23 protein-coding genes are annotated in these 22,763 nt (G+C 67.2%); 11 read left to right on the top strand and 12 right to left on the bottom strand.

Annotation, left to right across the window (positions count from 1 at the left end):
- On the bottom strand, window positions 1–310 hold a 310-nt coding region (locus Q0105_RS02645), incomplete at its 3' end, for a GMC family oxidoreductase N-terminal domain-containing protein (RefSeq protein WP_298208469.1).
- A gap of 292 nt (window positions 311–602) precedes the next feature.
- Here Q0105_RS02645 and Q0105_RS02650 point away from each other — a divergent pair.
- Genes Q0105_RS02650 through Q0105_RS02665 form a run of 4 tightly spaced genes read left to right on the top strand, consistent with a single transcriptional unit; the run spans window position 603 to window position 4,232 of the window.
- Window positions 603–1,727, top strand: coding sequence for an ABC transporter permease (locus Q0105_RS02650; protein WP_298208471.1), 1,125 nt, complete (start codon window positions 603–605; stop codon window positions 1,725–1,727).
- Window positions 1,728–1,731: 4 nt separating this feature from the next.
- The gene (locus Q0105_RS02655; RefSeq protein ID WP_298208473.1) at window positions 1,732–2,583 is read left to right on the top strand and encodes an ATP-binding cassette domain-containing protein; all 852 of its coding nucleotides are present in this window, start codon (window positions 1,732–1,734) and stop codon (window positions 2,581–2,583) included.
- Window positions 2,583–3,545 (top strand): MlaD family protein, encoded by a 963-nt coding sequence (locus Q0105_RS02660; RefSeq protein WP_298208475.1) that lies wholly within the window; start codon window positions 2,583–2,585, stop codon window positions 3,543–3,545. The genes Q0105_RS02655 and Q0105_RS02660 overlap by 1 nt, the downstream gene beginning before the upstream one ends.
- A gap of 9 nt (window positions 3,546–3,554) precedes the next feature.
- Entirely contained in the window at window positions 3,555–4,232 is a 678-nt protein-coding gene (locus Q0105_RS02665) for an ABC-type transport auxiliary lipoprotein family protein (RefSeq protein ID WP_298208477.1), read from the top strand.
- Between the two features lie 7 nt (window positions 4,233–4,239).
- On the opposite strand, the gene Q0105_RS02670 is transcribed toward Q0105_RS02665, so the two are convergent.
- From Q0105_RS02670 to Q0105_RS02680, 3 genes are read right to left on the bottom strand one after another with little or no spacing between them, the layout of a single operon-like run.
- Window positions 4,240–5,619 (bottom strand): NAD(P)/FAD-dependent oxidoreductase, encoded by a 1,380-nt coding sequence (locus Q0105_RS02670; protein ID WP_298208479.1) that lies wholly within the window; start codon window positions 5,617–5,619, stop codon window positions 4,240–4,242.
- The gene (locus Q0105_RS02675) at window positions 5,619–7,067 is read right to left on the bottom strand and encodes a DUF1501 domain-containing protein (RefSeq protein ID WP_298208481.1); all 1,449 of its coding nucleotides are present in this window, start codon (window positions 7,065–7,067) and stop codon (window positions 5,619–5,621) included. The genes Q0105_RS02670 and Q0105_RS02675 overlap by 1 nt, the downstream gene beginning before the upstream one ends.
- 9 nt (window positions 7,068–7,076) lie before the next feature.
- Window positions 7,077–9,059, bottom strand: a complete 1,983-nt coding sequence (locus Q0105_RS02680; RefSeq protein ID WP_298208483.1) for a DUF1800 domain-containing protein — start codon at window positions 9,057–9,059, stop codon at window positions 7,077–7,079.
- Between the two features lie 292 nt (window positions 9,060–9,351).
- On the opposite strand from Q0105_RS02680, the gene Q0105_RS02685 reads away from it, so the two are divergent.
- Both Q0105_RS02685 and Q0105_RS02690 read left to right on the top strand, forming a co-directional pair.
- On the top strand, window positions 9,352–9,879 hold the full coding sequence (locus tag Q0105_RS02685) for a hemerythrin domain-containing protein (protein WP_298208485.1): 528 nt from the start codon (window positions 9,352–9,354) through the stop codon (window positions 9,877–9,879).
- Between the two features lie 138 nt (window positions 9,880–10,017).
- Window positions 10,018–11,064 carry a sensor domain-containing diguanylate cyclase gene (locus Q0105_RS02690; protein WP_298208487.1) on the top strand — a complete coding sequence of 349 codons (1,047 nt, stop codon included), beginning with the start codon at window positions 10,018–10,020 and terminating at the stop codon, window positions 11,062–11,064.
- Between the two features lie 84 nt (window positions 11,065–11,148).
- Here the strand turns inward: Q0105_RS02690 and Q0105_RS02695 are convergent, their stop codons facing one another.
- A complete protein-coding gene (locus Q0105_RS02695; protein ID WP_298208489.1) occupies window positions 11,149–11,481 on the bottom strand; it encodes a hypothetical protein in 333 nt (110 codons plus the stop codon).
- Window positions 11,478–12,962 carry a cell envelope integrity protein CreD gene (gene creD, locus Q0105_RS02700; RefSeq protein ID WP_298208491.1) on the bottom strand — a complete coding sequence of 495 codons (1,485 nt, stop codon included), beginning with the start codon at window positions 12,960–12,962 and terminating at the stop codon, window positions 11,478–11,480. The genes Q0105_RS02695 and creD overlap by 4 nt, the downstream gene beginning before the upstream one ends.
- Before the next feature lie 181 nt (window positions 12,963–13,143).
- Between creD and Q0105_RS02705 the strand changes: the two genes are divergently transcribed.
- Window positions 13,144–13,524 (top strand): phosphopantetheine adenylyltransferase, encoded by a 381-nt coding sequence (locus Q0105_RS02705; RefSeq protein WP_298208493.1) that lies wholly within the window; start codon window positions 13,144–13,146, stop codon window positions 13,522–13,524.
- On the opposite strand, the gene creC is transcribed toward Q0105_RS02705, so the two are convergent.
- From creC to Q0105_RS02725, 4 genes are all read right to left on the bottom strand, one after another.
- Window positions 13,521–15,002 carry a two-component system sensor histidine kinase CreC gene (gene creC / locus Q0105_RS02710; protein ID WP_298208496.1) on the bottom strand — a complete coding sequence of 494 codons (1,482 nt, stop codon included), beginning with the start codon at window positions 15,000–15,002 and terminating at the stop codon, window positions 13,521–13,523. The genes Q0105_RS02705 and creC overlap by 4 nt on opposite strands.
- A 222-nt stretch (window positions 15,003–15,224) precedes the next feature.
- Window positions 15,225–15,911, bottom strand: coding sequence for a response regulator (locus Q0105_RS02715; protein ID WP_298208499.1), 687 nt, complete (start codon window positions 15,909–15,911; stop codon window positions 15,225–15,227).
- Window positions 15,912–15,919: 8 nt separating this feature from the next.
- Complete coding sequence (locus tag Q0105_RS02720; RefSeq protein WP_298208501.1) at window positions 15,920–16,555, bottom strand: MarC family protein; 636 nt, start codon at window positions 16,553–16,555, stop codon at window positions 15,920–15,922.
- 120 nt (window positions 16,556–16,675) lie between these two features.
- Window positions 16,676–17,422 (bottom strand): SDR family oxidoreductase, encoded by a 747-nt coding sequence (locus tag Q0105_RS02725; protein ID WP_298208503.1) that lies wholly within the window; start codon window positions 17,420–17,422, stop codon window positions 16,676–16,678.
- A gap of 142 nt (window positions 17,423–17,564) precedes the next feature.
- Here Q0105_RS02725 and Q0105_RS02730 point away from each other — a divergent pair, with 142 nt between their 5' ends.
- The 4 genes from Q0105_RS02730 (at window position 17,565) to Q0105_RS02745 (ending at window position 20,466) form a co-directional block, all read left to right on the top strand.
- Entirely contained in the window at window positions 17,565–17,945 is a 381-nt protein-coding gene (locus tag Q0105_RS02730) for a thioredoxin family protein (RefSeq protein WP_298208505.1), read from the top strand.
- 13 nt (window positions 17,946–17,958) lie between these two features.
- Window positions 17,959–18,693, top strand: coding sequence for a cytochrome c biogenesis protein CcdA (locus Q0105_RS02735; protein WP_298208507.1), 735 nt, complete (start codon window positions 17,959–17,961; stop codon window positions 18,691–18,693).
- 137 nt (window positions 18,694–18,830) lie between these two features.
- Entirely contained in the window at window positions 18,831–19,523 is a 693-nt protein-coding gene (locus Q0105_RS02740) for a dienelactone hydrolase family protein (RefSeq protein ID WP_298208509.1), read from the top strand.
- 97 nt (window positions 19,524–19,620) lie between these two features.
- On the top strand, window positions 19,621–20,466 hold the full coding sequence (locus tag Q0105_RS02745) for an amidohydrolase family protein (RefSeq protein WP_298208511.1): 846 nt from the start codon (window positions 19,621–19,623) through the stop codon (window positions 20,464–20,466).
- 33 nt (window positions 20,467–20,499) lie between these two features.
- Here the strand turns inward: Q0105_RS02745 and Q0105_RS02750 are convergent, their stop codons facing one another.
- Both Q0105_RS02750 and hemB read right to left on the bottom strand, forming a co-directional pair.
- The gene (locus Q0105_RS02750; RefSeq protein WP_298208513.1) at window positions 20,500–21,630 is read right to left on the bottom strand and encodes a magnesium transporter CorA family protein; all 1,131 of its coding nucleotides are present in this window, start codon (window positions 21,628–21,630) and stop codon (window positions 20,500–20,502) included.
- A 57-nt stretch (window positions 21,631–21,687) separates the two neighbouring features.
- A complete protein-coding gene (hemB, locus tag Q0105_RS02755; RefSeq protein ID WP_298208515.1) occupies window positions 21,688–22,698 on the bottom strand; it encodes a porphobilinogen synthase in 1,011 nt (336 codons plus the stop codon).
- Window positions 22,699–22,763: the final 65 nt, after the last annotated feature.

Raw genomic sequence — 22,763 nt, forward strand, 5'->3', positions numbered from 1 at the left:
CGCGCGCCTGGCCGCGCATGTAGATCATGCCGTTGATGCTGCTGCAGCCGCCCAGGGTTTTGCCGCGCGGGTAGCGCAGCGTGCGGCCGTTCAGGCCCGCGTCGGGTTCGGTGTTGTAGAGCCAGTCGGTGCGTGGGTTGCCGATGCAGTACAGGTAACCCACGGGGATGTGGATCCAGTGGTAGTCGTCCTTGCGGCCGGCTTCAATCAGGAGCACGCGGCGGCTGCCGTCGGCGCTGAGGCGGTTGCACAGCAGGGCACCTGCCGTGCCCCCGCCGATGATGATGGTGTCAAACGTGGTGTCGCTCATGGCTGGGGCTGGCAATGGTGGAACGGGTTCTGGATAGTGAGAGGGTGGACGCATTGTCCGTATCGAATCGGGTCTGTCGATAGGGTGTGCGTTGTTTGCTACACATTTGGTAGCTGCTCGCGCTTGTTGCCATTGCGTCAGGCGATGTTTTGATAATAATTACACGTTTTCGCAGGCGGGCTGTGCTTGGTGCACCAGTGCCGGATGGGGCGGTCGGGACACGGTCCGCTACCATGCACGCTCTTCCTTTCTCCTTCTTGACTCCCTTCTGGCTGCTCCGGCGGCCCAGGCCATGACCGACCACGCACCCCGCATTGTTCGCACCGATACGCCCCAGGGGCCGTGTGTGCAGTTGCGTGGGCGCTGGGGGGCCGCTGAGCTGGGCATAGAGCGCGACTGGCGGACCGTGTCCGAACAACTGCGCAGCCACCCAGCCGCGCCCGGCCTGGGCTGGGACCTGCGGGAACTGCAGTGGCTGGACCATGTGGGCGCGCAGCTGCTTTGGAACCACTGGCAGCATGCCTGGCCTGAGCGGCTGGAATGCACCGACAGCCAGCGCACCATGATCGAGCGGGTGGCGCAGTTCACCTGCGCCGCGCCGCCGCCCGAGCCCTGGCGGCTGGGCGACCAGATCGACCGCCTGGGCGTGTTGGTGCTGCATGGCGTGGACCACGCGCGCCACCTGCTGGAGATGGTGGGCCAATTGATGCTCGACCTGGGCCGCCTGGCCCGCGCGCCGCGCCGTGGGCCGTGGCGCGATGTGTCGGGCCATTTGTACGGCATGGGGGCCACGGCCCTGCCGATCACGGCGCTGGTGGGTTTTTTGATCGGCGTGGTGCTGGCCTACCTGATGAGCTTGCAACTGCGCCAGTTTGGCGCCGAGTCGTTCATCGTCAACATCCTGGGTATCTCGCTCATCCGCGAGTTGGGGCCCATGCTCGCGGCCATCCTGGTGGCTGGGCGCTCGGGTTCGGCCATCACGGCGCAGATCGGTGTGATGCGCGTGACCGAGGAACTCGACGCCATGCGCGTCATGGGCATCCCGCACGGCTTTCGGCTGGTGATGCCGCGCACCATCGCGCTGGCGCTGGCCATGCCGCTCATCAGCGTGTGGACCACGCTGGCAGCCTTGGCGGGGGGCATGCTGGCGGCGGACTTGAGCATGGACATCTCGCCCGCGTACTTTGTGCAGGCATTGCCAGCGGCGGTGAAGGTGGGCAACCTGGGGCTGGCCATGGCCAAGTCGGTGGTGTTTGGCGCGTTCATCGCGCTCATCGGCTGCCACTGGGGCCTGCGTGTGAAGCCCAACACCCAGAGCCTGGGCGAGGGCACGACGGCCTCGGTGGTGTCGTCCATCACCATGGTCATCATCGTGGACGCGCTGTTCGCCATCGCGTTCAAGAACATTGGAATTTGAGGCAATGGACCGCACCGCCCTTCCCGAACACATCCCCGTCGCGGCCAGCGAGCAGCCCGTGGTGGAGGTGCGCGGCCTGTGGACCACGTTCGGCAAAGGGGCCGAGGCCTTCACCGTGCACCAGGACCTGGAGTTCACCGTGCAGCGCGGCGAGATGCTGTCGCTGGTGGGGGGCTCGGGCACCGGCAAGACGGTGCTGCTGCGCCAGATTTTGGGCCTGGCGCGGCCCACGCGCGGCCAGGTCACGGTGCTGGGCCGCCCTGCGTCCGAGCTGGGGCGCGAGGGCGCCGCGAGCCGCGTGGGCATGTTGTTCCAGCACGGCGCGCTGTTTTCGGCCTTCAATGTGCTCGACAACGTGGCCTTTGCGCTGCGCGAGCAGGGCACGCTGCCCGACGAACTGGTGCGCGACGCCGCGCTGGTCAAGCTGCAGATGGTGGGCCTGAAGCCCGAGCACGCCAGCCGCATGCCGGCCGACCTGTCGGGCGGCATGGTCAAGCGCGTGGCGCTGGCGCGCGCGCTCATCATGGACCCACCCCTGCTGCTGCTCGACGAACCCACGGCGGGCCTGGACCCGAGCAGCTCCGACGAATTCTGCGCACTGGTGCGCGAGCTGCGCGCCGCACTGGGCTTGACCGTGATCATGGTCACACACGACCTCGACACGCTGTTCGCGCTCAGCACCCGCGTGGCCGTGCTGGCCGACAAGAAGGTCATCGTCACCGGGCCGCCGTACGAGGTGGCGCACGTGAAGCACCCCTTCATCGAACATTTCTTCATGGGCGAACGCGGCCAGCGCGCCATGGCGCCAGTGCAGGCGCCCACCTCTGCGCCCCAGCCAGACAAGGAACACACCTGATGGAAAACAAATCCCATGCGCTTGCCGCAGGCCTCTTCGTGCTGGTGGTCACCGCCCTGCTGGCGGGCCTGGCCGTCTGGCTCACGCGCGACAACGCCAACTACGAGCAATACGAGCTTTCCACCCGCGACGGCGTGAGCGGCCTGCAGCCCCAGGCCACCGTGCGCTACAAGGGCGTGGCCGTGGGCAAGGTCACGCGCATTGGTTTTGATCCGCAGGTCACCGGCAACGTGCTGATCCGCATCGCCGTCAACGAGCAGGCGCCCATCAGCCCCACCACCTTTGCCGTGCTGGGCTACCAGGGTGTGACGGGCCTGGCCCACGTGCTGCTCGACGACGCCGAGCAGCCTTACCCCGAGCTGCCGCCCGGCCCCAGCGGCCTGCCGCGCCTGCCGCTCAAGCCCTCGCCGTTTGGCAAGCTGGCCGAGCAGGCGCCCGCCATCCTGTCGCAGGTGGACGAGGCCACGCGCCGCTTCAATCAGTTGCTCTCGGACAATAACCAGCAAAAAATCACAGAAGCCCTCACCCACATCGGCCAGGCCGCAAGCAGTGTCAACACCCTCACCCAGCGGCTCGACGCCACCGTGACCCAGCGCCTGGACCCGGCCCTGGCCGCGCTGCCGCCCCTGGCCAGCGATGCGCGCAAAACCCTGCAATCGTTGCAGCAGGCAGGCTCCAGCGTGTCGACCCTGGCCGTAGACCTGGGCAAAACCACCCAGCGCCTGAACGTGGAAGGCGGTGTCATAGACCAGATCACCCTCGGCACCCAGTCCCTGGCCCGTGCGGCCGACCAGTTCAGCAACGGCACGCTGCCGCGCGTGAGCCGTGCTGCCGACGACACCTCGCGCGCCGCCCGCCAGCTGGGCCGCGCGGCCGGGGGCATCACCGACAACCCGCAGCTGTTCATCTACGGCTCCGGCCGCATTCCACCCGGACCGGGCGAAGAGGGCTTTGCGCCTTGAGGAATTGTTATGAAAACTATCAAAAACATAGCTAACAAGGCATACATATCAAGCGCTGGTGCCGTTTTTGGCTTGATACTGCTGGCAGGCTGCTCGGCGTTGCCCGAGCCCCCCGCGCGCCCCGCGCTCTACGACTTCGGCCCCGGCCCCGTGGTCCCGGCGCCCACCGACCGCCGCGCGCTGCTGTCCCCGCTGGCGCTGGCCGACGTGGAGGCCACGGGCCTGCCCGAGGGCAGCAACGCCGTGCTCTACCGCCTGGGCTATTCCGACGCCCAGCAACTGCGCCCCTACAGCCAGGCCCGCTGGAGCCAGCCGCCCGCGCAACTGGTGCAGCAGCGCCTGCGCGAACAACTCGGCCAGCGCCGCGCCATCCTGAAAGGCGACGACGGCGCCGCCCAGGCCCGCGAAGCCGCCCAGGGCGGCAAGCTGCCCCTGCTGCTGCGCGTGGAGCTGGAGGAGTTCAGCCACCTGTTCACCACCCCCACCGACAGCGCTGGTGTCGTGCGCCTGCGCGCCACGTTGGTCGAGCTGACCCCGGCGGGCGAATCACTGCGCGGCCAACGGGTGTTCATCGTGCAGCAACCCGCCCGCTCGGCCGATGCGGCGGGGGGGGTGGCGGCACTGGCGGAGGCCACCGGCCAGTTGGCGAAGGAGCTGGCGGTGTGGGTGGAGCAAACAGGCCAATAGGCTTGAATCAGGTACCGCCAGAGGGCCCTGGGGGCGGCGCAGGGGGCGCTTTTTTACCGCCCTCCATCCCCGTCACCACCCGCGCATAGCGCGCAAACGTCCAGTACGCCCAGGCCCAGTCCATCAGCACCACCAGGCGGTTGCGAAAGCCGATGAGGAAGTACACGTGGGCAAACAGCCAGAACAGCCACGCGAAGTAGCCTGAAAAACGCACCGGCCCGGCGGGCGAGGTCAGGTCCACCACGGCAGAGTTGCGGCCGATGGTGGCCAGGTTGCCGTAGTCGCTGTAGCGAAAGGGCTTGGTGGGCTGGCCGCTGAGCCTGCGCAGGATGTTGGCGGCGGCAGCGCGGCCCATCTGCTTGGCGCCTGGGGATACGCCGGGGACCGGGGTGGGCTGCTGGCCGGGCACATGGCTTTTGGCTGCAGCCAGGTCGCCCACCACGCTGATCTCGGGGTGGCCGGGCAGCGAGAGGTCGCTCTCCACGGCCACGCGGCCAGCGCGGTCGGTGGTGGCGCCGGTGGCTTCGGCCAGGTGGCGGCCCAGCGGCGACGCCGCCACGCCCGCCGCCCATACAATGCATTTGCTCTTAATTTGATAGCTTGTAGCGCTTGATAAATCAGCGGTAGAGGGCGATTCAACCATTAATCCATCACCATCGATGGCGGTGACACGGGCCTGCAGGCGCACTTCCACCCCCAGCTTTTCGAGCTGCTCCTTGGCGCGCTGGCTTAGGCGTTCGGGCATGGCCTGCAGCACGCGCATGCCACCTTCGAGCAGGATGATGCGGGCAGCGGCCGGGTCGATGTGGCGGAACTCGCCGGGCAGCGTGTGGCGCGCGATCTCGGCCAGCGTGCCCGCCATCTCCACGCCCGTGGGGCCCGCGCCCACCACCACAAAGTTCAGCCAGTCGGCGCGGCGGGCGGGGTCGGGCTCTTTCTCGGCAGCCTCGAAGGCCAGCAGGATGCGGCGGCGGATTTCGAAGGCATCGTCCAGCGTCTTGAGCCCCGGTGCGTAGGCCGACCATTCATCGCGGCCAAAGTAGCTGTGCGTGGCGCCCGCCGCCACGATGAGGTGGTCATACGGCAGGCTGGGCCCGGCCTGCAGATGCACGGTGCGCTGGGCCACGTCGATATGTGTGACCTCGCCCAGCAAAGTGGTCACATTGGGCTGCTGGCGAAACAGGTGGCGGATGGGCGCCGCGATGGCCGGGGCCGACAGCCCAGCGGTGGCCACCTGGTAGAGCAGGGGCTGAAAGAGGTGGTGGTTGGTTTTGTCCACCAGCGTCACGTCCAGCGCCGCGCCGTGCAAGGCGCGGGCGGCTTCCAGGCCGCCAAAGCCGCAGCCGATGATGACGACGCGGGGGCGGTTGGAGGCAGGCGCGGCCATCAGAGCATGAAGCCCAGATTGGTCGGGTAGTCGGCCCCGCCAAAGTTGCGCAAATTGGGCAGCACGCCCGCCAGTTCGGTGCCGGACACGCCAAACCAGCTTGCCAGCGTGGCGGCGTACTGATCCACCGAGGTGCTGGGCAGCAGACGGCCCTGGCCCACGTGCCATTGGTCGTTGGCGTCGGTGGCGCTGTTGCCCACGCTCACTGGCGGCGCCTTGCCGTAGAAGGCCTTGCCATTCACCGCACCGCCCACCACCAATTGATGGCCGCCCCAGCCGTGGTCGGAGCCGTCGCCATTGGAGCTGAGCGTGCGCCCGAAGTCCGAGGCCGTGAACGCTGTGACTTTGTTGGCTACACCCAGATCCACGGTGGCTTGGTAGAAGGCGGACATGGCCTCGCTCACGCGCTGCATCAGCACGAGCTGGTTGCTGATGAGGTTGTCGTGCAGGTCAAACCCGCCCAGCGACACCATGAACACTTGGCGGTTGGCGCCCAAGGTGCTGCGTGCAGCAATCAGGCGCGCCACCATTTTGAGCTGGTCGGCCAGCGGATTGTTGGTTGGGAAGGCGGTGTTCATGGCCGCGCCAGCCAGGCCCGAGGTAATGCTCGACTCGGCGCCGATGGCGCGCTTGGTCACGCTGTTGTATGCGTTTTCCAGCGCATGGCCACGGTCTTGTTTGACCAGGGCGGAGAACGCCGATTGCACGGCGGTGGAGCTGTAGATCGTGGAGTTCTTGATGCCATCGATGGCAATGGCGCCGCTGGTGCTGACCTGGTATTGCAACGCCGAGTCGCCCGAGAGAAACACCGCATTGCCGGCGACGGAAATGCAGGTAAACAGCGAGTTGCTGTTGGACGAGAGCGCCAGGTCGCCCAAATTGCCACCCCAGCCCACGGTGGAGCCCTCGGGCGAGGATGACTGCCAGATCGACTGCTGGTCGTTGTGCGAGAACAGCTTGGGTGGCAGCGGGTACTGCACACGGTTGGCGCTGTTGTATTGGGTGCGTGTGAGCGGCACCACCAGCGGCCCCACGTTGAGCTGCACGGCGGCCTTTTGGGTGTTGAACAGGTTCGCCAGCCCCGTCATGGACGGATGCAGCGCGTACTGGCGTCCGTCCGCCAGCGGGCTGGTGGGCGCGAGCAGCGTAGGCGCGAGGGCGGCTTGCGCAAGTGCAATGCCCCCGCCTGCGCGGCCCGTGCCGCCACGGATGGCGGCATATTGGTCATAGCTGGCGTTGTCGTAGGTGACCACGGTGTTGCCGTAGTCGTTGCCACCGTACAAAAACACGCACACCAGGGCTTTGTAGTCGCTGTTGTTGAAGGCCGCGGCCTCGCCAATGGCGGCCAGGTTGAGCGCCATGGGCAAGGCTGCTCCGGTGAGCCCCAATTGGGCGGAGCGGCGCAGGAATGCTCGGCGGGTGTGCTTGTCAGGTTGAATGAAGTGCATGGCGGGCCCCTATTTTTGTACCAGGTATTCGGCCGAGGCCATGACGAGCAAGATGGCTGCCGCTACGCGGTCGAGCTTGGCGCTGTCGGTGCTGGTGGCGGTGACAGGCCGGGCCTTGAGGGCGTCGGAGATCAGCTTGGCGTTGGCCGTGGAGAGCTGCCCCGCGCACATCAGCAGGTTGATGCGGCTCACCAGCGCATCGGCATCGGGGGCGATGGCCAGTTCGTTGGTGTAGTTGGCCTTGATGTCTACACCGTTGTTGGCGTTGCTGCCGAAGTCGGGCAGATCAGGGGCATTGACGTAGATGCCGCTCATGATGACCCGCTGCATGTAGTTCAGATAGCCGCCCACGCTGCTTTCGTTGACGATCTGGAACTCCGGCGCCACGGCGCCGGATGAGGCAATGGTCGTGGCTGGCGGCACATAGCCTGGGCGGAAAAAGTTGAACACCGAGGGCGAGCGCAGTGGGCTCTGGCCCAGGCGCGTTCCGGCGCTGCTGGTGTCGCCGATCTTCCAGTAGCCGAATTTCGATGTGATGCCAAAGGTGCGTCCCCACTGGACGAAACGCAGCATGGGCTCGCGCAGCTTGCCGAAGCTGGTGCTGGCCAGGCCGCCGGGTGCGCGGGCCTCGTCATCAAGCAGGACGGCCTTGACCACGGCGCGCATGTCGCCGCGCACGCCCGCGCCGTTGTTGGCAAAGGCCGCTGCCACGCGGCCCACATAGCCGGGCGAAGGGTTGCTGGTGACCAGCCGCTGGATGAGCTGCTTGCCGATGAACGGCCCCACGTTGGGGTGGTTGAAGATGGTGTCGAGTGCCGTTTTGAGCGCTGCCGCGCCCGGCGTATTGGCCGGGACGGTGGTGCCCAGAAAGGTGGCCGCCAGCGTGGAGTGGCGCGATTCGGTCAGCGCCATGGGCAGGCGTGTGAAATGCGTGCTGGGTATGACGCGGCCCGACGCCAGCGTGGTGGGCGCGTTTTGCGACTGGTTGTAGTCGTAGCCGGTGAACACGCGCGCCAGGTTGGAGATGTCGCTTTGCGTATAGCTGTCGATGGGCTGGCCGCCTCTGGTTTGGGGCGTGCCGTCCGGGTTGAGCAGGGCCAATCCGATGGAGAAGAGCTGCAGCACCTCGCGGGCATAGTTCTCGTCGGGCTGGCGGCCGGTGGCTGCGTTTTCCTTTTGGTTGCCGCGCGTGTTCAGGTAGTAGCCCATCGCGGGGTTGAGCGTTACGTCCTCCAGCAACTGACGGTAGTTGCCAAACGCATTGGCCACCAGCTGGTCCCAGTAGTACGCCATGGCGTGGCTGCGCCACGCAACGTCCAGCCCGCTGAGCGAGACCACGCAGATCTCCGACAGCGCCAGCGCCACACGTTTGCGCAGGCCGTCGGTGCTGGTCATGAGCTGCTGCCAGATCATGTTGTCGCCGGGGTAGGAGTTGTCGTAGAAATTGGCGGGATCGTTCGCATTGCCGTATCCGCGCTGGTTCAGCCAGTCCCAGCCCGTGGTGCTGATGGGTGCGTTGAGCTGTGTGTCGATCCATTCCTCGTAGGTGCCTGCGCGCAGCGTTGCGATCTCGGCGATGGACGCCGAGAGCTGCGCCTGCAGCAGAAAGCGGGCAGCCTCGTTGTCAGAGCCCGGCGCCCGGTAGGCGTAGTTGCCGGTGGTTGGCGCGGGTGCTGGGGCGGGCCTTGGCGTGGGTGCTGGAGCAGGGCCTGGGGTCGGCGCGGGAGAGGGCGACGGTGACGGGGATGGATTCGCAGGGGAGGGCGACGGCGTTCCGGGGGCTGGCGGCGGAGTGAAGGGCACATAGCCCGGCGCGCTGGAATTGCTGTCCCCTCCTCCCCCGCAGGCTGCCAAGGCCGTGGACGCAAAAAGCGCCGCGAGCAGCGGCGCATTGACGTGGCTGTTGTTGTCCGGTGGGACTGCGGCGGTGCGCTGACCCTCCTCATCCTCTGCAACCTGTGCGGCCAGAGGCTCCTCGTGTGGGTTTTTCATGGGTAATCCTGATCCAGTCTGCGCAGTCCTGAGCGCGCGCATTGAACTAGATCACACGGAACCGCATGGCAGGAGCACAAGTGTTACCGGAGGAAACCGCTCCTGTGAGGCGGTGCTTCACCTGCCGCCGAAAACGATGGGAAACTGCAACACATTGTGAACTCCACGGGTTCTGACCCGTGGCGGGCGGCGTGGGTACATCGGCGGTCAGCCCGAAAAATGACCTGTATCAAAACGCGCTTGCGCCAGGAATCCTACCCTCGCCGCTTTGTCTGCAAGCAAAGGGATTCCCATGGCCCAACTCGAATGGTCGGACGCGCTGAACCTGGACCTGCCCCTGATGGACGAGACCCACCGGGAGTTCGTCGAACTGCTGGCGGCGGTGGATGGCGCTGACGATGCGCAACTGTTTACCGCCTGGCAGGCGCTGGTGGACCACACCGACCAGCACTTTGGCCAGGAAGACGCCTGGATGGCCTCCACCCGCTTTGCCTCGGGCAACTGCCACAGCATGCAGCACCGGGTGGTGCTGCAGGTGATGCGCGAAGGCACGGCGCGGGCGCAGCAGGGCGACCTGAAAGTGCTGCGCGTGATGGCCAGCGAGCTGGCCCTGTGGTTCCCCCAGCATGCGCAGAGCATGGACGCGGCGCTGGCGCTGCACCTGCGCAATGTGGGGTTTGACCCTGCTACGGGTGTGGTGCATGCGCCGCAGGCGCTGCCCGGTGAGCTGATTCACGGCTGTGGCGGCGCCACCTGCTCGGATTCCGCCAGCGAAACGCAGGGCGCGGGGGCCGAAACCCGGCACGAAGCCACGGCCTGAAAACGCCAAAATGGCCTGAAAAAGCCTGGCCGACACGGGGCCCCGCCGCAAGTGTATTTTTCCCCGTGTGTGGGCCGCACTTGTGTGGCATGCTGGTGAATATCAAGGCACGTGTGGGCGGCGTTGCCGCCTTGTTTCATGGCTGAAACCCCTTCTCTTGGTGCTCCGGGCGATGAATCCGGGCGACTGCAGGCGCTGCAGCGCTACAGCATTCTCGACACCCCGATAGAGGCAGCCTACGACGAGCTGGCCGATATTGCGGGCTACGTGTGCGAAACGCCCGTCGCCCTGGTCAGCTTTGTGGACCGCGACCGGCAGTGGTTCAAGGCCGCGCTGGGGGTTCTGGTGCGCGAGACACCCCGCAACCAGTCCGTCTGCCACTACGCCATTCAGCAGTCTGGGGTGTTTGTGGTGCCCGATCTGGCGCAAGACCCCCGTTTTGCGCATTTCGACATCGCCACGCAGGAGAACCCGCTGCGCTTTTACGCCGGAGCCCCCCTCATCACGCCGGAGGGCCATGCGCTGGGCACACTGTGTGTTTTTGACCGCCAGCCCCGCGAGCTGTCCCAGAGGGTGCTGGATCTGCTCGGCGCCCTGGCGTGCCAGGTGGTCCGGCTGCTGGAGCTCAAGCGCGCCAACGACCGCCAGGGCCAGATGCTGGCAGACCTGGACGCCGCCCGCCTGCAGTTGGCCGTGCTGGCCCATACCGATGTGCTGACCGGTTTGGCCAACCGCCGCTCGTTCACCGAACGTTTACGGCAAGAGCTGGCTTTGTCGCAGCGCAGCAGCGAGTCGGCCTGCCTGTTGATGATGGACATCGACCACTTCAAGCGCGTGAACGACATGCACGGCCACCACGCGGGCGACCAGGCGCTGCAGTTGATGGCCGCACTGTGCCGCGAGGTGTTCCGCGCGGCCGACATCGTGAGCCGCTGGGGGGGCGAGGAGTTTCTGGCCCTGCTGCCCGCCACCAGTGTGGAGCAGGCCCAGGTGGTGGCGCAGCGCCTGCACGCCGCGCTGGCCGCGCACCCCCTGCATGGCATCGATCCACCGCTGATGCTGGCGGTCAGCGTGGGGCTCACCCAGCTCGACCCGCTGCGCCCGCTCGACGTCACCCTGCGCCTGCTTGACTCCGCGCTGTACACCGCCAAGCGCGAGGGCCGAAGCCGAACCGTGGTGGTGTAGCGGCTTAAAACTCCTGTTTTGATAGCTGCTAGCGCTTGATGGTCAAGCGCTAGAGCCCGCTTTCTCTGATATTTCCGTGCCCCATCAATGCCGCGCCCCGCGCGGCAGCAGCAGGCCCGCCATGCGCCACGACAGATCCCGCAGCGCCTGGCGCAGCGCGGGCGAATCCGCAGCGCTGGCCGGGCCTTGTGCATCGCGTGGGCGAAAGGCCGCCTCCAGCACCTGTTGCTTGGCGCTTTGCAGCGCCTGCCGGTCCTGGGCCCCCAGGGCGCCCATCAACTGGTCGCGGTGGCGCTGCACGCGCTCGGCTTCTGCGGCGGTCAGGGTGGGGGTGACCGGGGCAGCAGGGTTCTGCGCCAGGTGCAGCGCCCAGGTGGTGGATGGTGCCAATGCGGCGGGGTTGGTGTGGGCTCTCATGGGGCCGCCTTGCGGTTGGGTGTGCCGACTTGTGACAGCCCGTACCAGTTCACCTTGCGGGTCAGCACCATCACGGCGGCCAGCACCAGGAAGAGTGCGATGGCGCCTACTGCCAGAGCGGTCTGCTCCAGTTGCAGCAGCACATACAGCAGGCCATACAGCAGCGCGATGCCCGCCCCCAGCGGAATGCCGCGCGCCAGGCCGCCCAGCATGTGGCTGGCGTAATAGGCCAGCAGCAGCACGCAGGCCGTGGCCGCAATGGCGTAGGCCATGGCAAACGACAGGTGCTCCGACAGGCTCACCAGCAGCAAAAAGAAGCTGCACAGCGCGCTGCCCACCAGCAGGTATTGCACCGGGTGCACGCGCAGTTTTTTCATCGCCGGGCCGCCCCAAGATGAAAAAGCGGCCCCCTCAGGGGGCAGCGACCCGCGCAGCGGCGGAGCGTGGGGGCCACCTCCCATCAGCTCGAACAGGCCCACGGCCACGAAGGTGAGGGCGATGAACAGCAGACCGTATTTGGTGGCGCGGTCTGAGAGGGAATAGGGGTTCACCGGGTCGATGAAGGCCACGCTGAAGCTGTCGGCGCAGTCGTCGGAAGTGGCCCCCGCGTGTGTGGTGTATTCGCTGCCCTCGTCCGCGCCCTGACAAATGCGTTTGCCGTTGGCGATGTCGGCCTGCGCCGTGGTGGCCAGCGACGACAGGCGCCACTGGGCCGAGAAGCCGGTCTTTTTGACCTCGCGCTCCGACGGTAGAAAACGGCCCGCGAAAGACGGGTGGGGCCAACTGCTGGTCATCAGCACCTCGGTGTTGCCGCCCAACGGCACGATGGCCAGGCGCTCGGTGCCCACCAGCTCCAAATCCAGCGTGGCGGTCAGCCCATCGGCCTTGCCGCGCACCGACTCGGGCAGCGTGGCATGTAGGCCCCGGCTGTAGGTGGGGTGAAAGGTGCCGGGCTTGAGGGCCAGGGTCTGGCCGCCCAGCGCGAGCTGCGCAGTGCGGATGCCGCGCGCATCGCCCACGGCCATCATCACGATGGGCGCACCGCAGTGCATGCGCGAATTCGTTTTGGTGCTTTGCGGCACCAGGCTGGACAGCGGCCCCCACTGCGCCGTGACATGCGCCTTGAGGTTGTAGGTGTTCACCTTGTGCAGCCCGCGCGCGCGCTCCTCCATCGCGGCGCCGGTGGTGAGCTTGAGCTGCTCGGGCATGGCAGTCAGGATGAACTCGCGGCGCTGCTCCACCATGCGGCGCTCGTCGCCCTTGCCGGTCTCTACGTCCCAGCTTTCTACGCAGGCGCTGTGGATCATGGGGCCCATCAGCGTCTGCGGCCCGGCCAGGCTCTCGGCCACGCTTTGCGCGGTGAGGCTGCGATAGCGCAGCCGGTCGCGCACCACGTCTTTGATCAGGCCCAAGCCAAAGAGCAGCAGCATGGTGATGACTGCCAGCGCAGCGATTTTGGTGAACAGGGGGTGTTTGAACAAGAGATCCTCCACACATGAATGAACGTTGTGGAGGCAGTGTTGTGGCCCGGTGTGAGGGTGCTATGAAGTTTGTGAGGCGGGCGTGAAGCCGGGTATTGCACGCCGCTTCATGACCTGCCAGGTCATGGACGACCGTGCCCCCCGCGCCTATAAACGGCGTGTTGATACAAGGAGGTTCTGCATGCGCTATGTGGTTCCGGTGATTCTGGGCATCGTGGCGGTGATCCATGCCTTGCCGCTGGCGGGCGTGCTGGGGGCGGGCAAGCTCGGGCAGCTGTATGGCACCCCCGTGCAGGATGTGGGGCTGGAGCTGCTGCTGCGGCACCGCGCCGTCCTTTTTGGGCTGCTGGCCGCCTTCTTGGGGTATGCAGCCCTGCGTCCCGAACTCCATCGGCTGGCCCTGGTGGCGGGGCTGGTGAGCGTGGTGTCGTTTCTGTGGCTGTCATGGCTGCAGCGGGGCAGCGCCCTGAGCGCTCCGCTAATGACGGTCGCGCGGGTGGACGCCGTGGCGCTGGCCCTGCTGGTGGTGGCCGTGGCAGTGCACCTGCGCCGCTCGGCCTAAGCGGCGGGAAACTCCAGCGCCACGCGCAGGCCGGGTGTGGTGTTGCGCACCGCCGTCCGCCCCCCGTGCAGCGCCATCACCCGCTGCACGATGGCCAGCCCCAGCCCCGATCCGCTGCGCTCGCCGCTGGGGCGCGCGGTGGTGAAGAAGCGCTCGCCCAGGCGCGGCAGCGCGTAGTCGGGCACGCCGGGTCCGCTGTCCTGCACGGCCACGGTGGCGCCTTCCAGCTCCACCCGCACCGTGCTTCCTGAGGCTGAAAAGTCGATGGCGTTGTCGAGCAGGTTGGTCAGCGCCAGCGTTACCAGCTCGGCCTCCCACGGGCCGCTGGCGCCTGCGCCCGCCAGCGCCAGGGTGATGCCGCGCTGCGTGGCGCGGGCGCGTGTCTGGGCGATGGCCGCCTCAGCGCAGGCCTGCAGGGCCACGGGTGCACGGCCCTCGGCGTGGTGGCGCTGCTCCAGTTTGGACAGCTCCAGCAGCCGGTCGATGATGCGCTGCAGGCGCTCGCTTTGCTGCACCACCTGGGTAGCGAACTCGGCGCGGTCGGTGGCGGGCAGGTCGTCCTGCAGCAGCTCGCCCGCACCCCGGATGGCGGCCACGGGGCTTTTGAGCTCGTGCGTGAGGGCGCGCACATAGCCCTCGATGTAGTCGCGCCCCTCCAGCCGGGCGCGCATGCGGTCCATGGCGCGGGCCAGGTCACCCAGCTCGCCGGGTACCTCGGGCACGGCCAGGGCCGGGGTGGGCGGGGCGCCTGGGTCATGGCGCTCGCCATCGGCGGGGCCCTGCACGCTCAGGGCGTAGTCGCGCAGGCGGCGCACGTTCCACACCATCCACAGCGTCACGGCCACACCCACGGCGGCCGACAGCGCCAGCAGCAGCAGGCCGCCCATGAACACCTTGCGCTCTGCGCGGTCGATAAAACGCTGCACCGTGCGCGTGGGCTTGGCCACGGTAAGCACACCCGCGATCTGGCCCTTCACGTAGATGGGCGCGGCCACATGCATCACGCCGCTGGCGTCGTCGCCCTGCACCTCGCGCGTGGAGCGCGCGCCGTATTCGCCCCGCAGCGTGAGCGCCACATCGCGCCACTGCGAATAGTCGGCGCCCACGGCGCGGTTCTCCGAGTCGAACAACACGCGCCCCTTCGTGTCGGTCACATAAATGCGGTAGTCGAGCGACTGCTTGGAAAACCCCCAGATCGCCGCGTCGATGGGCCGCGTGGCATAGCGGCGCACATGCTGGGCAAACGGGCTGCTGGCACTGCCACTGCCCGCGCTACTGCTGCTGCCGTAGTTCAGGCGCCCGGCCGCCAGGTCGTCGCTGGCCAGCTCGGCCAGGATGTTGGCCGTGTCCACCATCATGTCCTCCATCACCTCGCGCACGCTGGGCTTGATCTCGGCCATGAACACGCGCAGCACAAAGAACGCGGCGATGCCGTTGATCAGGAAAAAGGCGAACAGCAGTCGGAGGCCCAGGCGCATGGGTGAGTGAAGCCTTTATTTGTTCAAAAATGATAGCTGCTTGCGCTTGTTAAATAAGCGCTAGGCGGCGATTTGATTTGAATTGATACATGCCTCAGTAGCCCCATTCTGCCCGTTCGGGCTGAGCTCGTCGAAGCCAGGGCGCTTCTTGCCAACAGCCCCTCGACAGGTTCAGGGCAAACGGGTGCCTTTGAGGCTGGTATCCCTTCAAGCGATTTGGACTCAAACATCCAGGCAATACCCCATCCCCCGGTGCGTGCTGATGTACTCGCGCGCCGGGTCTGCCTCGCGCAGCTTGGCGCGCAGGGTTTTGATGTGGGTGTCCACGGTGCGGTCGGTGCTTTCGCTGTCGTCGCCCCAGGCGGCGGCCAGCAGGGCGTCGCGCGCGTGGATGCGGCCTGCGCCGCGCAGCAGGCAGGCCAGCAGCCGGTATTCGCGCCGCGTGAGCGGCAGGGGCTGGCCGCGCAGGCTGATGCGCTGCCCGGCCTCGTCGTCGTGGAACAGGCCGGGCGCGGCGGCGGGGGCGGCCACGTTGGTGCCCGCCCGGCGCAGCAGGGCTTTCACGCGGGCGGCCAGCTCGCGCGGGCTGAAGGGTTTGGTCAGGTAGTCGTCGGCGCCCAGCTCCAGGCCCAGCACGCGGTCGATCTCTTCGCCATGGGCGCTGAGCATCAGCACTGGCAGCGTGGCGGTGGGAGCGGCTTGGCGCAGGTCGCGCAGCAGGTCAAGCCCGCTGCCGTCGGGCAGGCCCACGTCCAGCACCAACAGGTCAAAGCGCTGCGATTGCATCTGCTGGCGCGCGTCGTGCACCAGCAGGCTGTGCGTGACGAGCAGGCCGTCGCGCTCCAGCGCATAGGCCACGGTGCGGGCGATGGCCGGGTCGTCTTCGAGCAGCAACAGCCGTGCAGACATTGGGGGGCTCAGCGTGCGACGAGGATGGGGAAAATCTTGCCCAGCCCGTCGGCCATCACCTCCACGGCCAGCGCGGCCAGGATCAGGCCCATCAGCCGGGTCATCACGTTGATGCCGGTTTTTCCCAGCACCCGCGCGATGGGGTCGGCCAGCGAGAAGCAGATGGCTGTGGCCAGGGCGATCACCACGCCGTAGCCCACCAGCGCGGCGTGCTGCCAGAAGGTCTGGGCGCGGTCGGCGTAGATCACCACGGTGGACATGCTGGCCGGGCCGGTGAGCAGCGGGATGGTGAGCGGCACCACGGCAATGCTGCTGCCTGCGGCGGCTTTTTCGGCGCCGTCTTCCATTTCATTGGTCAGCGGCTTGGCCTCGGCGGGCTGGGCGCCCAGCATGTTCATCGCGCTGATGAGCAGCAGCAGGCCGCCGCCCACCTGAAAGCTTTGCAGCGAGATGTTGAAAAAATCCAGAATCTGCAGCCCCAGCAGCGCACAGGCGGCCACCACGCAAAACACGCTGAAGCTGGCGACCCGGATGGTGCGGCGCCGCTGCAGGGACGAGAACCCTTCCGTGTAGTGGATGAAGAACGGGACGATGGCCAGCGGGTTGACGATGGCCAGCAGGGTGATGAGGGGTTTGAGGTCCATGGGGGGTGATTCTCCACTGGCGTTGTCCCTGCGCGGCGCTCTTTTGTTGGGTCGGCGCCAATAACGTGAGGACAGGCAAGCGCAGCCCGAACGGGTGTTTGGGGTGCAAAAAATGCCGGCCTAGCGCCCTCCGGAGACTTCCATGAGCGTCATGGTGGTGTAGGGCGAGGCGTCGCCCATCAGCCACACGATGGCTTGGGCCACCTCGTCGGCGGTTCCGCCACGGCCCATGGGCACCTGGTGCATCAGGTCGCGCACGCGGTCGGGCTGGCCGCCGCTGGCGTGGATGTCGGTCTCTATCAGGCCTGGGCGCACGGCGTTGACGCGAATGCCCTCGGCCGCCACCTCGCGCGCCAGGCCCACGGTAAGCACATCTACCGCACCCTTTGCAGCCGCATAGTCCACATACTGGTGCGCCGCGCCCAGGCGCGCGGCGGCACTGGAGACGTTGACGATGCTGCCGCCCGCGCCGCCGTGTTTGGTGCTCATGCGCCGCACGGCCTCGCGTGCGCAATAAAAGCTGCCCAGCACGTTGATGTCGAACATGCGGCGCAGGCGCTCGCCGCTCATCTCATCGACACGCGCGGGGCGGTCCACCACGCCCGCGTTGTTCACCAGGGCCGTGGGGCGGCCCAGGTCGCGGTCCACGGCCTCGAAAAGGGCCATCGCCTCGGATTCCACGGCCACGTCGGCACGCACCGCCATGGCCTCGCCCCCGGCGGCGCGGATGCGGCGCACCACGTCGTTGGCGGCGTCGGCTTGCCGTGTGTAGTTAACGGCAACGGCCCAGCCCTGGCTGGCCGCCAGCAGTGCGGTTGCTGCGCCTATGCCCCGGCTGCCGCCGGTCACGATGGCTATTTTTTTCAAAACGGGCCTCCTTCGTCATCATGGACGTCCCGCATTACAGCATTGCCCCGGCGGCCCGGTTTTTTGTCTGGCGCTGTAACCCAGGGGCGGTTTGGCCCGAACTATTGGGTGGAACACAACCCTGTACGAAAGGTCTTTTGCCATGAAGCTGCTGCAAGTTATCGCCTCCGTCGCCCTGCTGGGCTCTGCCGCCCTGGCCCATGCGCTGGAGGTCAAGCCCTATTCCGCCGAGGCTTTGGCCGCCGCCGAGCAGGCAGGCCAGCCGGTGGCCGTGCACTTCCATGCCGACTGGTGCCCCACCTGCCGCGCGCAGGTCAAGACGCTGCAGATGCTCAAGGAAGAAAAGGGCCTGGACGTGACCGTGCTCACGGCCAATTACGACAGCGAAAAGGAGCTCAAGCGCCGCTTCAACGTGCGCTCGCAGTCCACGCTGGTGGTGCTCAAGGGCCCCAAGGAAGTAGCGCGGCTGGCGGGCGAGACCAGCGCCGACGGCATCCGCAAGGCGCTGAAGGCGGCGCTTTGAGCGGGCGCGTGGCATGACGCTGGAGTTGTCCGTGGCCCAACTGGGCCTGAGCCTGGCCGCCGGTGGGCTGACCACCTTGTCGCCCTGTGTGTTGCCCATGCTGCCCCTGGTGGTGGGTGGCTCGCTGCAGGGCCACCGCCTGGCGCCCGTGGCCATGGGTGCGGGCATGGTGGTGTCGTTTGCGCTGATCGGCATGGCGCTGGGTGCACTGGGGCCTGCGCTGGGCATTGATGGCGACACCATCCGCGTCGCGGGCGCCCTGCTGCTCATCGCTTTTGCCATCGTCATGCTGGTGCCCGCGCTGGGTGACCGCTTCAGCCAGTGGATGCTGCCCATCGCCAGCCAGGCGCAGGCGGCGTCGGCGCGGCTGGATGGGCGCTCGCTGGCCAGCGCGTTTGTGTTGGGCGGGGTGCTGGGCCTGGTCTGGAGCCCGTGCTCAGGGCCGCTGCTCGGCTCCGCCCTGAGCCTGGTGGCCAGCGAAGGCGGTGTGGGCCGGGGCGGCGTGGTGCTGGGCGTGTTCGGCATGGGCGCGGCAATACCGTTGGTGGCTGCTGCCTACGCGTCGCGCAAGGGTTTTGTGCGCGTGCGCGACTGGGTGCTGGCGCGCATCAACGTGGTGCAGCGCAGCTTTGCCATCTTGCTGGGGCTGCTGGGTGTGGCGATCCTGACCGGTGGCGACAAATGGCTGGAGGCCCAGGTGCTGCAGTGGCTGCCCGATGCGTGGGTGAACCTGACGGTGGGGATTTGAGCCCCCCTGCTGAATGAAGAAGATGAAGCAGAAGACACAGAAGAGGGCATGAAGTCCAGTCGGGTTTTGCCGCTCCGAAGCGCTGCTTGCAATAATGTTTCCCATGTTGAACTCTGCCGAAAACAAGGAGCCAACCCATGGGACAGTTTGTTGATCTCACCGCCAGCGATGGTTTTGTAGCGCTTGCCTGGGTGGCCCAGCCCGCAGGCACGCCGCGTGGCGCTGTGGTGGTGCTGCAGGAGATTTTTGGCGTGAACGCGCATATCCGCTCGGTGGCCGACCGCTTTGCCGCCAGCGGCTACCTGGCCGTGGCGCCCTCCACCTTTCACCGCGTGCGGCCCGGTGTGGAACTGGGCTATGCGGCCGAAGACATGCAGGCGGGCATGGGCCTGAAGGCCGCGGTGGAAGGTCTGCCCGCCCCTGGCGTGATGCCCGACATCCAGGCCGCCATCGACTACGCAGCGCAGCACTGTGGCGGCGGCAAGGTGGGCATCGTGGGCTTTTGCTGGGGCGGCTTGCTCACCTGGCGCGCGGCCAGCCAGCTCAAGGGGCTGTCGGCGGCGGTGCCTTATTACGGCGGTGGCATGACCACCCCCGACGAGATAGCCCGCAAACCCCAGGTGCCCGTGCTGGCCCATTTTGGCGAGCGCGACCACTGGATTTCCCAGGACAGCGTGCAGGCGTTTGCCAAGGCCCGTCCCGAGGTCGAGGTGCATGTGTACGCGGCCGACCACGGCTTCAACTGCGACCAGCGCGGCAGCTACGACCAGGCCTCGGCCGATCTGGCGCGCGAACGCACCCTGGCGTTCTTGGGCAAACACTTGGGCTGAGGGGCCTGCCGCCATGGCCGTTTTTCTTCGGAATGCCAGGCCTAATTGGCTGCTAGCGCTTGTAATTAAAGCGCTAGCAGCTATTGTTTTGATAGTGATGTGCTCCCAGGCACGGGCCGCCGACTACACCGGCCCCCTGTTCGATGCCCACCTGCACTACAACGAGGAGGCATGGAACGGCAAAACCGGCCCCCACCCGCCCGCCGACGTGTTGGCGCGCATGAAGGCCAGCGGCGTGCGCGCCATCGTGGCCAATTCGCGGCCCAACACCGGCTCGCTGGCGCTGGCGGCCCTGCCGCAGATGCGCGAGGCGGGCATTGCCGTGGTGCCGTTCGTGCGGCTGTACCGCAACCGGGCGGACTACACCGGCTGGTTTGCCGACGCCACCATTTACGACATGGTGCTGGCCGAGCTGGCGCGGGGCACGGGCTCGGGGCCGTACCGGGGCATTGGCGAGTTTCACCTGTACGACAGCGCTAACGCCAATGGCCCCGTGGCGCAAAAGCTCATGGCCCTGGCCGAGCAGCGCGATCTGGTGGTGTTGGCCCATGTGGACGATGCCGCCATCGATCTGCTGATGGCCCACACCCCGTCCCAGGGGCAGAAGGCACGTCTGATCTGGGCCCACACCGGCATCGGCGGCACGCCGGTGGAGCGTGTGGATGCGCTCCTGGCGCGCTACCCTGGCCTGGTGGGCGAGCTGTCGTACCGCCCCGGCCTGGTGTGCGACGACAACCAGCTGTGCCCCGCCTGGCGCACGCTGCTGCTCAAATACCCCACGCGCTTCGTGATCGGCTCGGACACCTGGGTGAACCAGCGCTGGCAACACTACGAGAGCCTGATGGAGGGCTACCGCCAGTGGTTGGGCGGCCTGCCCCCCGACGTAGCGCGCAAGATTGCGTGGGACAACGCGGCGGGGCTGTTTGGGGTGGCGCGGCCGTGAGGTGAGGAAGCGGCGCAGCCGCTCAGAGGGGTGTCACCTGGTTCTTGCCAGGTAGCGCTTGCGCCAGAACAGCAGCACCAGCGCCAGCGCGATGAAGGCCATCGAGCCCAGCGCCCACCAAAAGCCGTCGGCTTTGTGGATCAGCGGCAGAAACTCGAAGTTCATGCCGAAGATGCCCGCGATGAGGTTGAGCGGCAGGAACACGGCGGTCAGCGCCGTGAGCGTGCGCATGATGTCGTTGGTGCGGTTGCTCTGCACCGAAAAATGCATCTGCACGGCGGTCTCGGTGCTTTGCTCCAGGCGGCGCACGTGGTGCACCACGCGCTCGATGTGCTCCAGCACGTCGCGGCTGCGCACCTTGAGCAGGTCCAGCTCGCGCAGGCCCGCCGGGTTGTCGGGCAGGGCCCAGGTTTCCAGTGCGTCGATCCAGTCCTGGACGGCGGTGCGCTGGTCTTCGCAGATCTCGTCGAGCATGTGCAGCGACAGGCGCGCCTCCAGCAGCGAGCTCCAGTTCACGTAGCGCGCGCGGGGCCGGAGCAGCTCGCTTTGCCAGTGGTCGAGCTGGCGCGTGAGCTCGCGGCGCAGCTCCAGGTAGCCGTCGACCATCAGGTTCACCACGCGCAGCATCAGGTCGGCCGGGCTGGTGGGCACACGCGCGCCGGGCACGGGGCTGCTGCGGCCCTCGCTGGCGGTGGCGGGCAACGCGGCCAGCAGGCGCGTGGCATAGGCCTCGCGCACAGCGCAGTCCGAGGGATGCACGGTGAGCAGCAACTGGTCGAACACCGCAAACCCCACGGGGCTGGTGTCGATGTGCCGCAGCACCGGGGGGCCGGTGCGCTTGGGTGGGTTGGCGGGGGCGTCACCTTCTGCCGCCGCGCCGGCCGCCGCCTCTCCTTGCCCCGAGGCCAGGCGGCGGAACACCAGCAGGTCGTACTGTGAGGTGTAGTCGTAGTGCGAGGGCAGTTGCGCGTTGAGCAGGTCGGACACATGCAGGTCCACCAGTTGCAGCCCCACCAGGGCTTGCAGGCTGGCCTGGATGTCTGCCAGCCGCGTCTGGAAGACCGGGCGGGCGCAGGCGATCCAGATGAAGCCCTGCGCGGGCATCTGGGCGGGCAGGCTGGCAAGCTCTTGCACGCCGCCGCTGTGGATGTGGAATATGCGCATGCAACCCCGGATTGGTATAAAAAATGCCTCTAGCGCTTATTCATTAAGCGCTAGCAGCTATCGTTTTAGGAGCAATCGCGCTGCATCGCGCGCAAAGTAGGTCAGCACGCCGTCGGCGCCTGCGCGCTTGAAGGCCAAGAGGCTTTCCATCATCACCGCGTCGTGGTCGATCCAGCCGTTGGCGGCGGCGGCCTTGACCATGGCGTACTCGCCGCTCACCTGGTAGGCGAAGGTGGGCACCTTGAACTCGTCCTTCACGCGGCGCACGATGTCGAGGTAGGGCATGCCGGGTTTCACCATCACCATGTCGGCGCCCTCGGCGATGTCGATAGCCACTTCGCGCAGGGCCTCGTCGCTGTTGCCGGGGTCCATCTGGTAGGCGTTCTTGTCGGCCTTGCCCAGGGCGCCGCGTGTGCCCACGGCGTCGCGGAAGGGGCCGTAGAAGGCGCTGGCGTACTTGGCGCTGTAGGCCATGATGCGGGTGTGGATGTGGCCCTGCACCTCTAGCGCCTCGCGGATGGCGCCGATGCGGCCGTCCATCATGTCGCTGGGGGCGACGATGTCCACGCCTGCTTCGGCATGCGTGAGCGCCTGGCCGGTGAGGATCTCCACCGTCTCGTCGTTGATGATGTAGCCGGTGGCGTCCAGCTTGCCGTCCTGGCCGTGGCTGGTGTAGGGGTCGAGCGCCACGTCGGTCATCACGCCCAGGTCGGGAAATTCTTGCTTGAGCGCCCGCACCACGCGCGGGATCAGGCCGTTGGGGTTCAGGGCTTCCTTGCCATCGGGCGTCTTGAGCGAGGGGTCGATCGCCGGGAACAGCGCCAGCACCGGAATGCCCAGTTTCACGCAGTCCTCGGCCACGGGCAGCAGCAGATCGAGGCTCAGGCGGTCCACGCCGGGCATCGACGCTACAGCCTCGCGGCGCTGGCTGCCCTCGTGCACGAACACGGGGTAGATCAGGTCGTCGGCGGTGACGGCGTTCTCGCGCACCAGGCGGCGGGTGAAGGCATCGCGGCGCAGGCGGCGCGGGCGGTTCTGGGGGAAGGGGGCTGGGCTTTGGAGATGCATCGGAAGATTATCCCCTTGGGAGCCTCTGCACGAATCACGCTGGCCAAGTGTGCGCTGCGGATCGG

The organism is Acidovorax sp. (genome assembly GCF_027492855.1).
GTDB lineage: Bacteria > Pseudomonadota > Gammaproteobacteria > Burkholderiales > Burkholderiaceae_C > Acidovorax.

What these genes read in the sequence shown, in the direction of transcription:
- Q0105_RS02715 (WP_298208499.1), bottom strand. Translation starts at nt 15,911, where the DNA reads ATGTCTGCACGGCTGTTGCTGCTCGAAGACGACCCGGCCATCGCCCGC.
- Q0105_RS02685 (WP_298208485.1), top strand. Translation starts at nt 9,352, where the DNA reads ATGGCCCAACTCGAATGGTCGGACGCGCTGAACCTGGACCTGCCCCTG.
- Q0105_RS02690 (WP_298208487.1), top strand. Translation starts at nt 10,018, where the DNA reads ATGGCTGAAACCCCTTCTCTTGGTGCTCCGGGCGATGAATCCGGGCGA.
- Q0105_RS02650 (WP_298208471.1), top strand. Translation starts at nt 603, where the DNA reads ATGACCGACCACGCACCCCGCATTGTTCGCACCGATACGCCCCAGGGG.
- Q0105_RS02655 (WP_298208473.1), top strand. Translation starts at nt 1,732, where the DNA reads ATGGACCGCACCGCCCTTCCCGAACACATCCCCGTCGCGGCCAGCGAG.
- creC (WP_298208496.1), bottom strand. Translation starts at nt 15,002, where the DNA reads ATGCGCCTGGGCCTCCGACTGCTGTTCGCCTTTTTCCTGATCAACGGC.
- Q0105_RS02750 (WP_298208513.1), bottom strand. Translation starts at nt 21,630, where the DNA reads ATGCGCATATTCCACATCCACAGCGGCGGCGTGCAAGAGCTTGCCAGC.
- Q0105_RS02675 (WP_298208481.1), bottom strand. Translation starts at nt 7,067, where the DNA reads ATGCACTTCATTCAACCTGACAAGCACACCCGCCGAGCATTCCTGCGC.
- Q0105_RS02730 (WP_298208505.1), top strand. Translation starts at nt 17,565, where the DNA reads ATGAAGCTGCTGCAAGTTATCGCCTCCGTCGCCCTGCTGGGCTCTGCC.
- Q0105_RS02665 (WP_298208477.1), top strand. Translation starts at nt 3,555, where the DNA reads ATGAAAACTATCAAAAACATAGCTAACAAGGCATACATATCAAGCGCT.
- Q0105_RS02720 (WP_298208501.1), bottom strand. Translation starts at nt 16,555, where the DNA reads ATGGACCTCAAACCCCTCATCACCCTGCTGGCCATCGTCAACCCGCTG.
- Q0105_RS02660 (WP_298208475.1), top strand. Translation starts at nt 2,583, where the DNA reads ATGGAAAACAAATCCCATGCGCTTGCCGCAGGCCTCTTCGTGCTGGTG.
- Q0105_RS02680 (WP_298208483.1), bottom strand. Translation starts at nt 9,059, where the DNA reads ATGAAAAACCCACACGAGGAGCCTCTGGCCGCACAGGTTGCAGAGGAT.
- Q0105_RS02705 (WP_298208493.1), top strand. Translation starts at nt 13,144, where the DNA reads ATGCGCTATGTGGTTCCGGTGATTCTGGGCATCGTGGCGGTGATCCAT.
- Q0105_RS02735 (WP_298208507.1), top strand. Translation starts at nt 17,959, where the DNA reads ATGACGCTGGAGTTGTCCGTGGCCCAACTGGGCCTGAGCCTGGCCGCC.
- Q0105_RS02670 (WP_298208479.1), bottom strand. Translation starts at nt 5,619, where the DNA reads ATGGCCGCGCCTGCCTCCAACCGCCCCCGCGTCGTCATCATCGGCTGC.
- hemB (WP_298208515.1), bottom strand. Translation starts at nt 22,698, where the DNA reads ATGCATCTCCAAAGCCCAGCCCCCTTCCCCCAGAACCGCCCGCGCCGC.
- Q0105_RS02745 (WP_298208511.1), top strand. Translation starts at nt 19,621, where the DNA reads ATGTGCTCCCAGGCACGGGCCGCCGACTACACCGGCCCCCTGTTCGAT.
- Q0105_RS02740 (WP_298208509.1), top strand. Translation starts at nt 18,831, where the DNA reads ATGGGACAGTTTGTTGATCTCACCGCCAGCGATGGTTTTGTAGCGCTT.
- Q0105_RS02695 (WP_298208489.1), bottom strand. Translation starts at nt 11,481, where the DNA reads ATGAGAGCCCACACCAACCCCGCCGCATTGGCACCATCCACCACCTGG.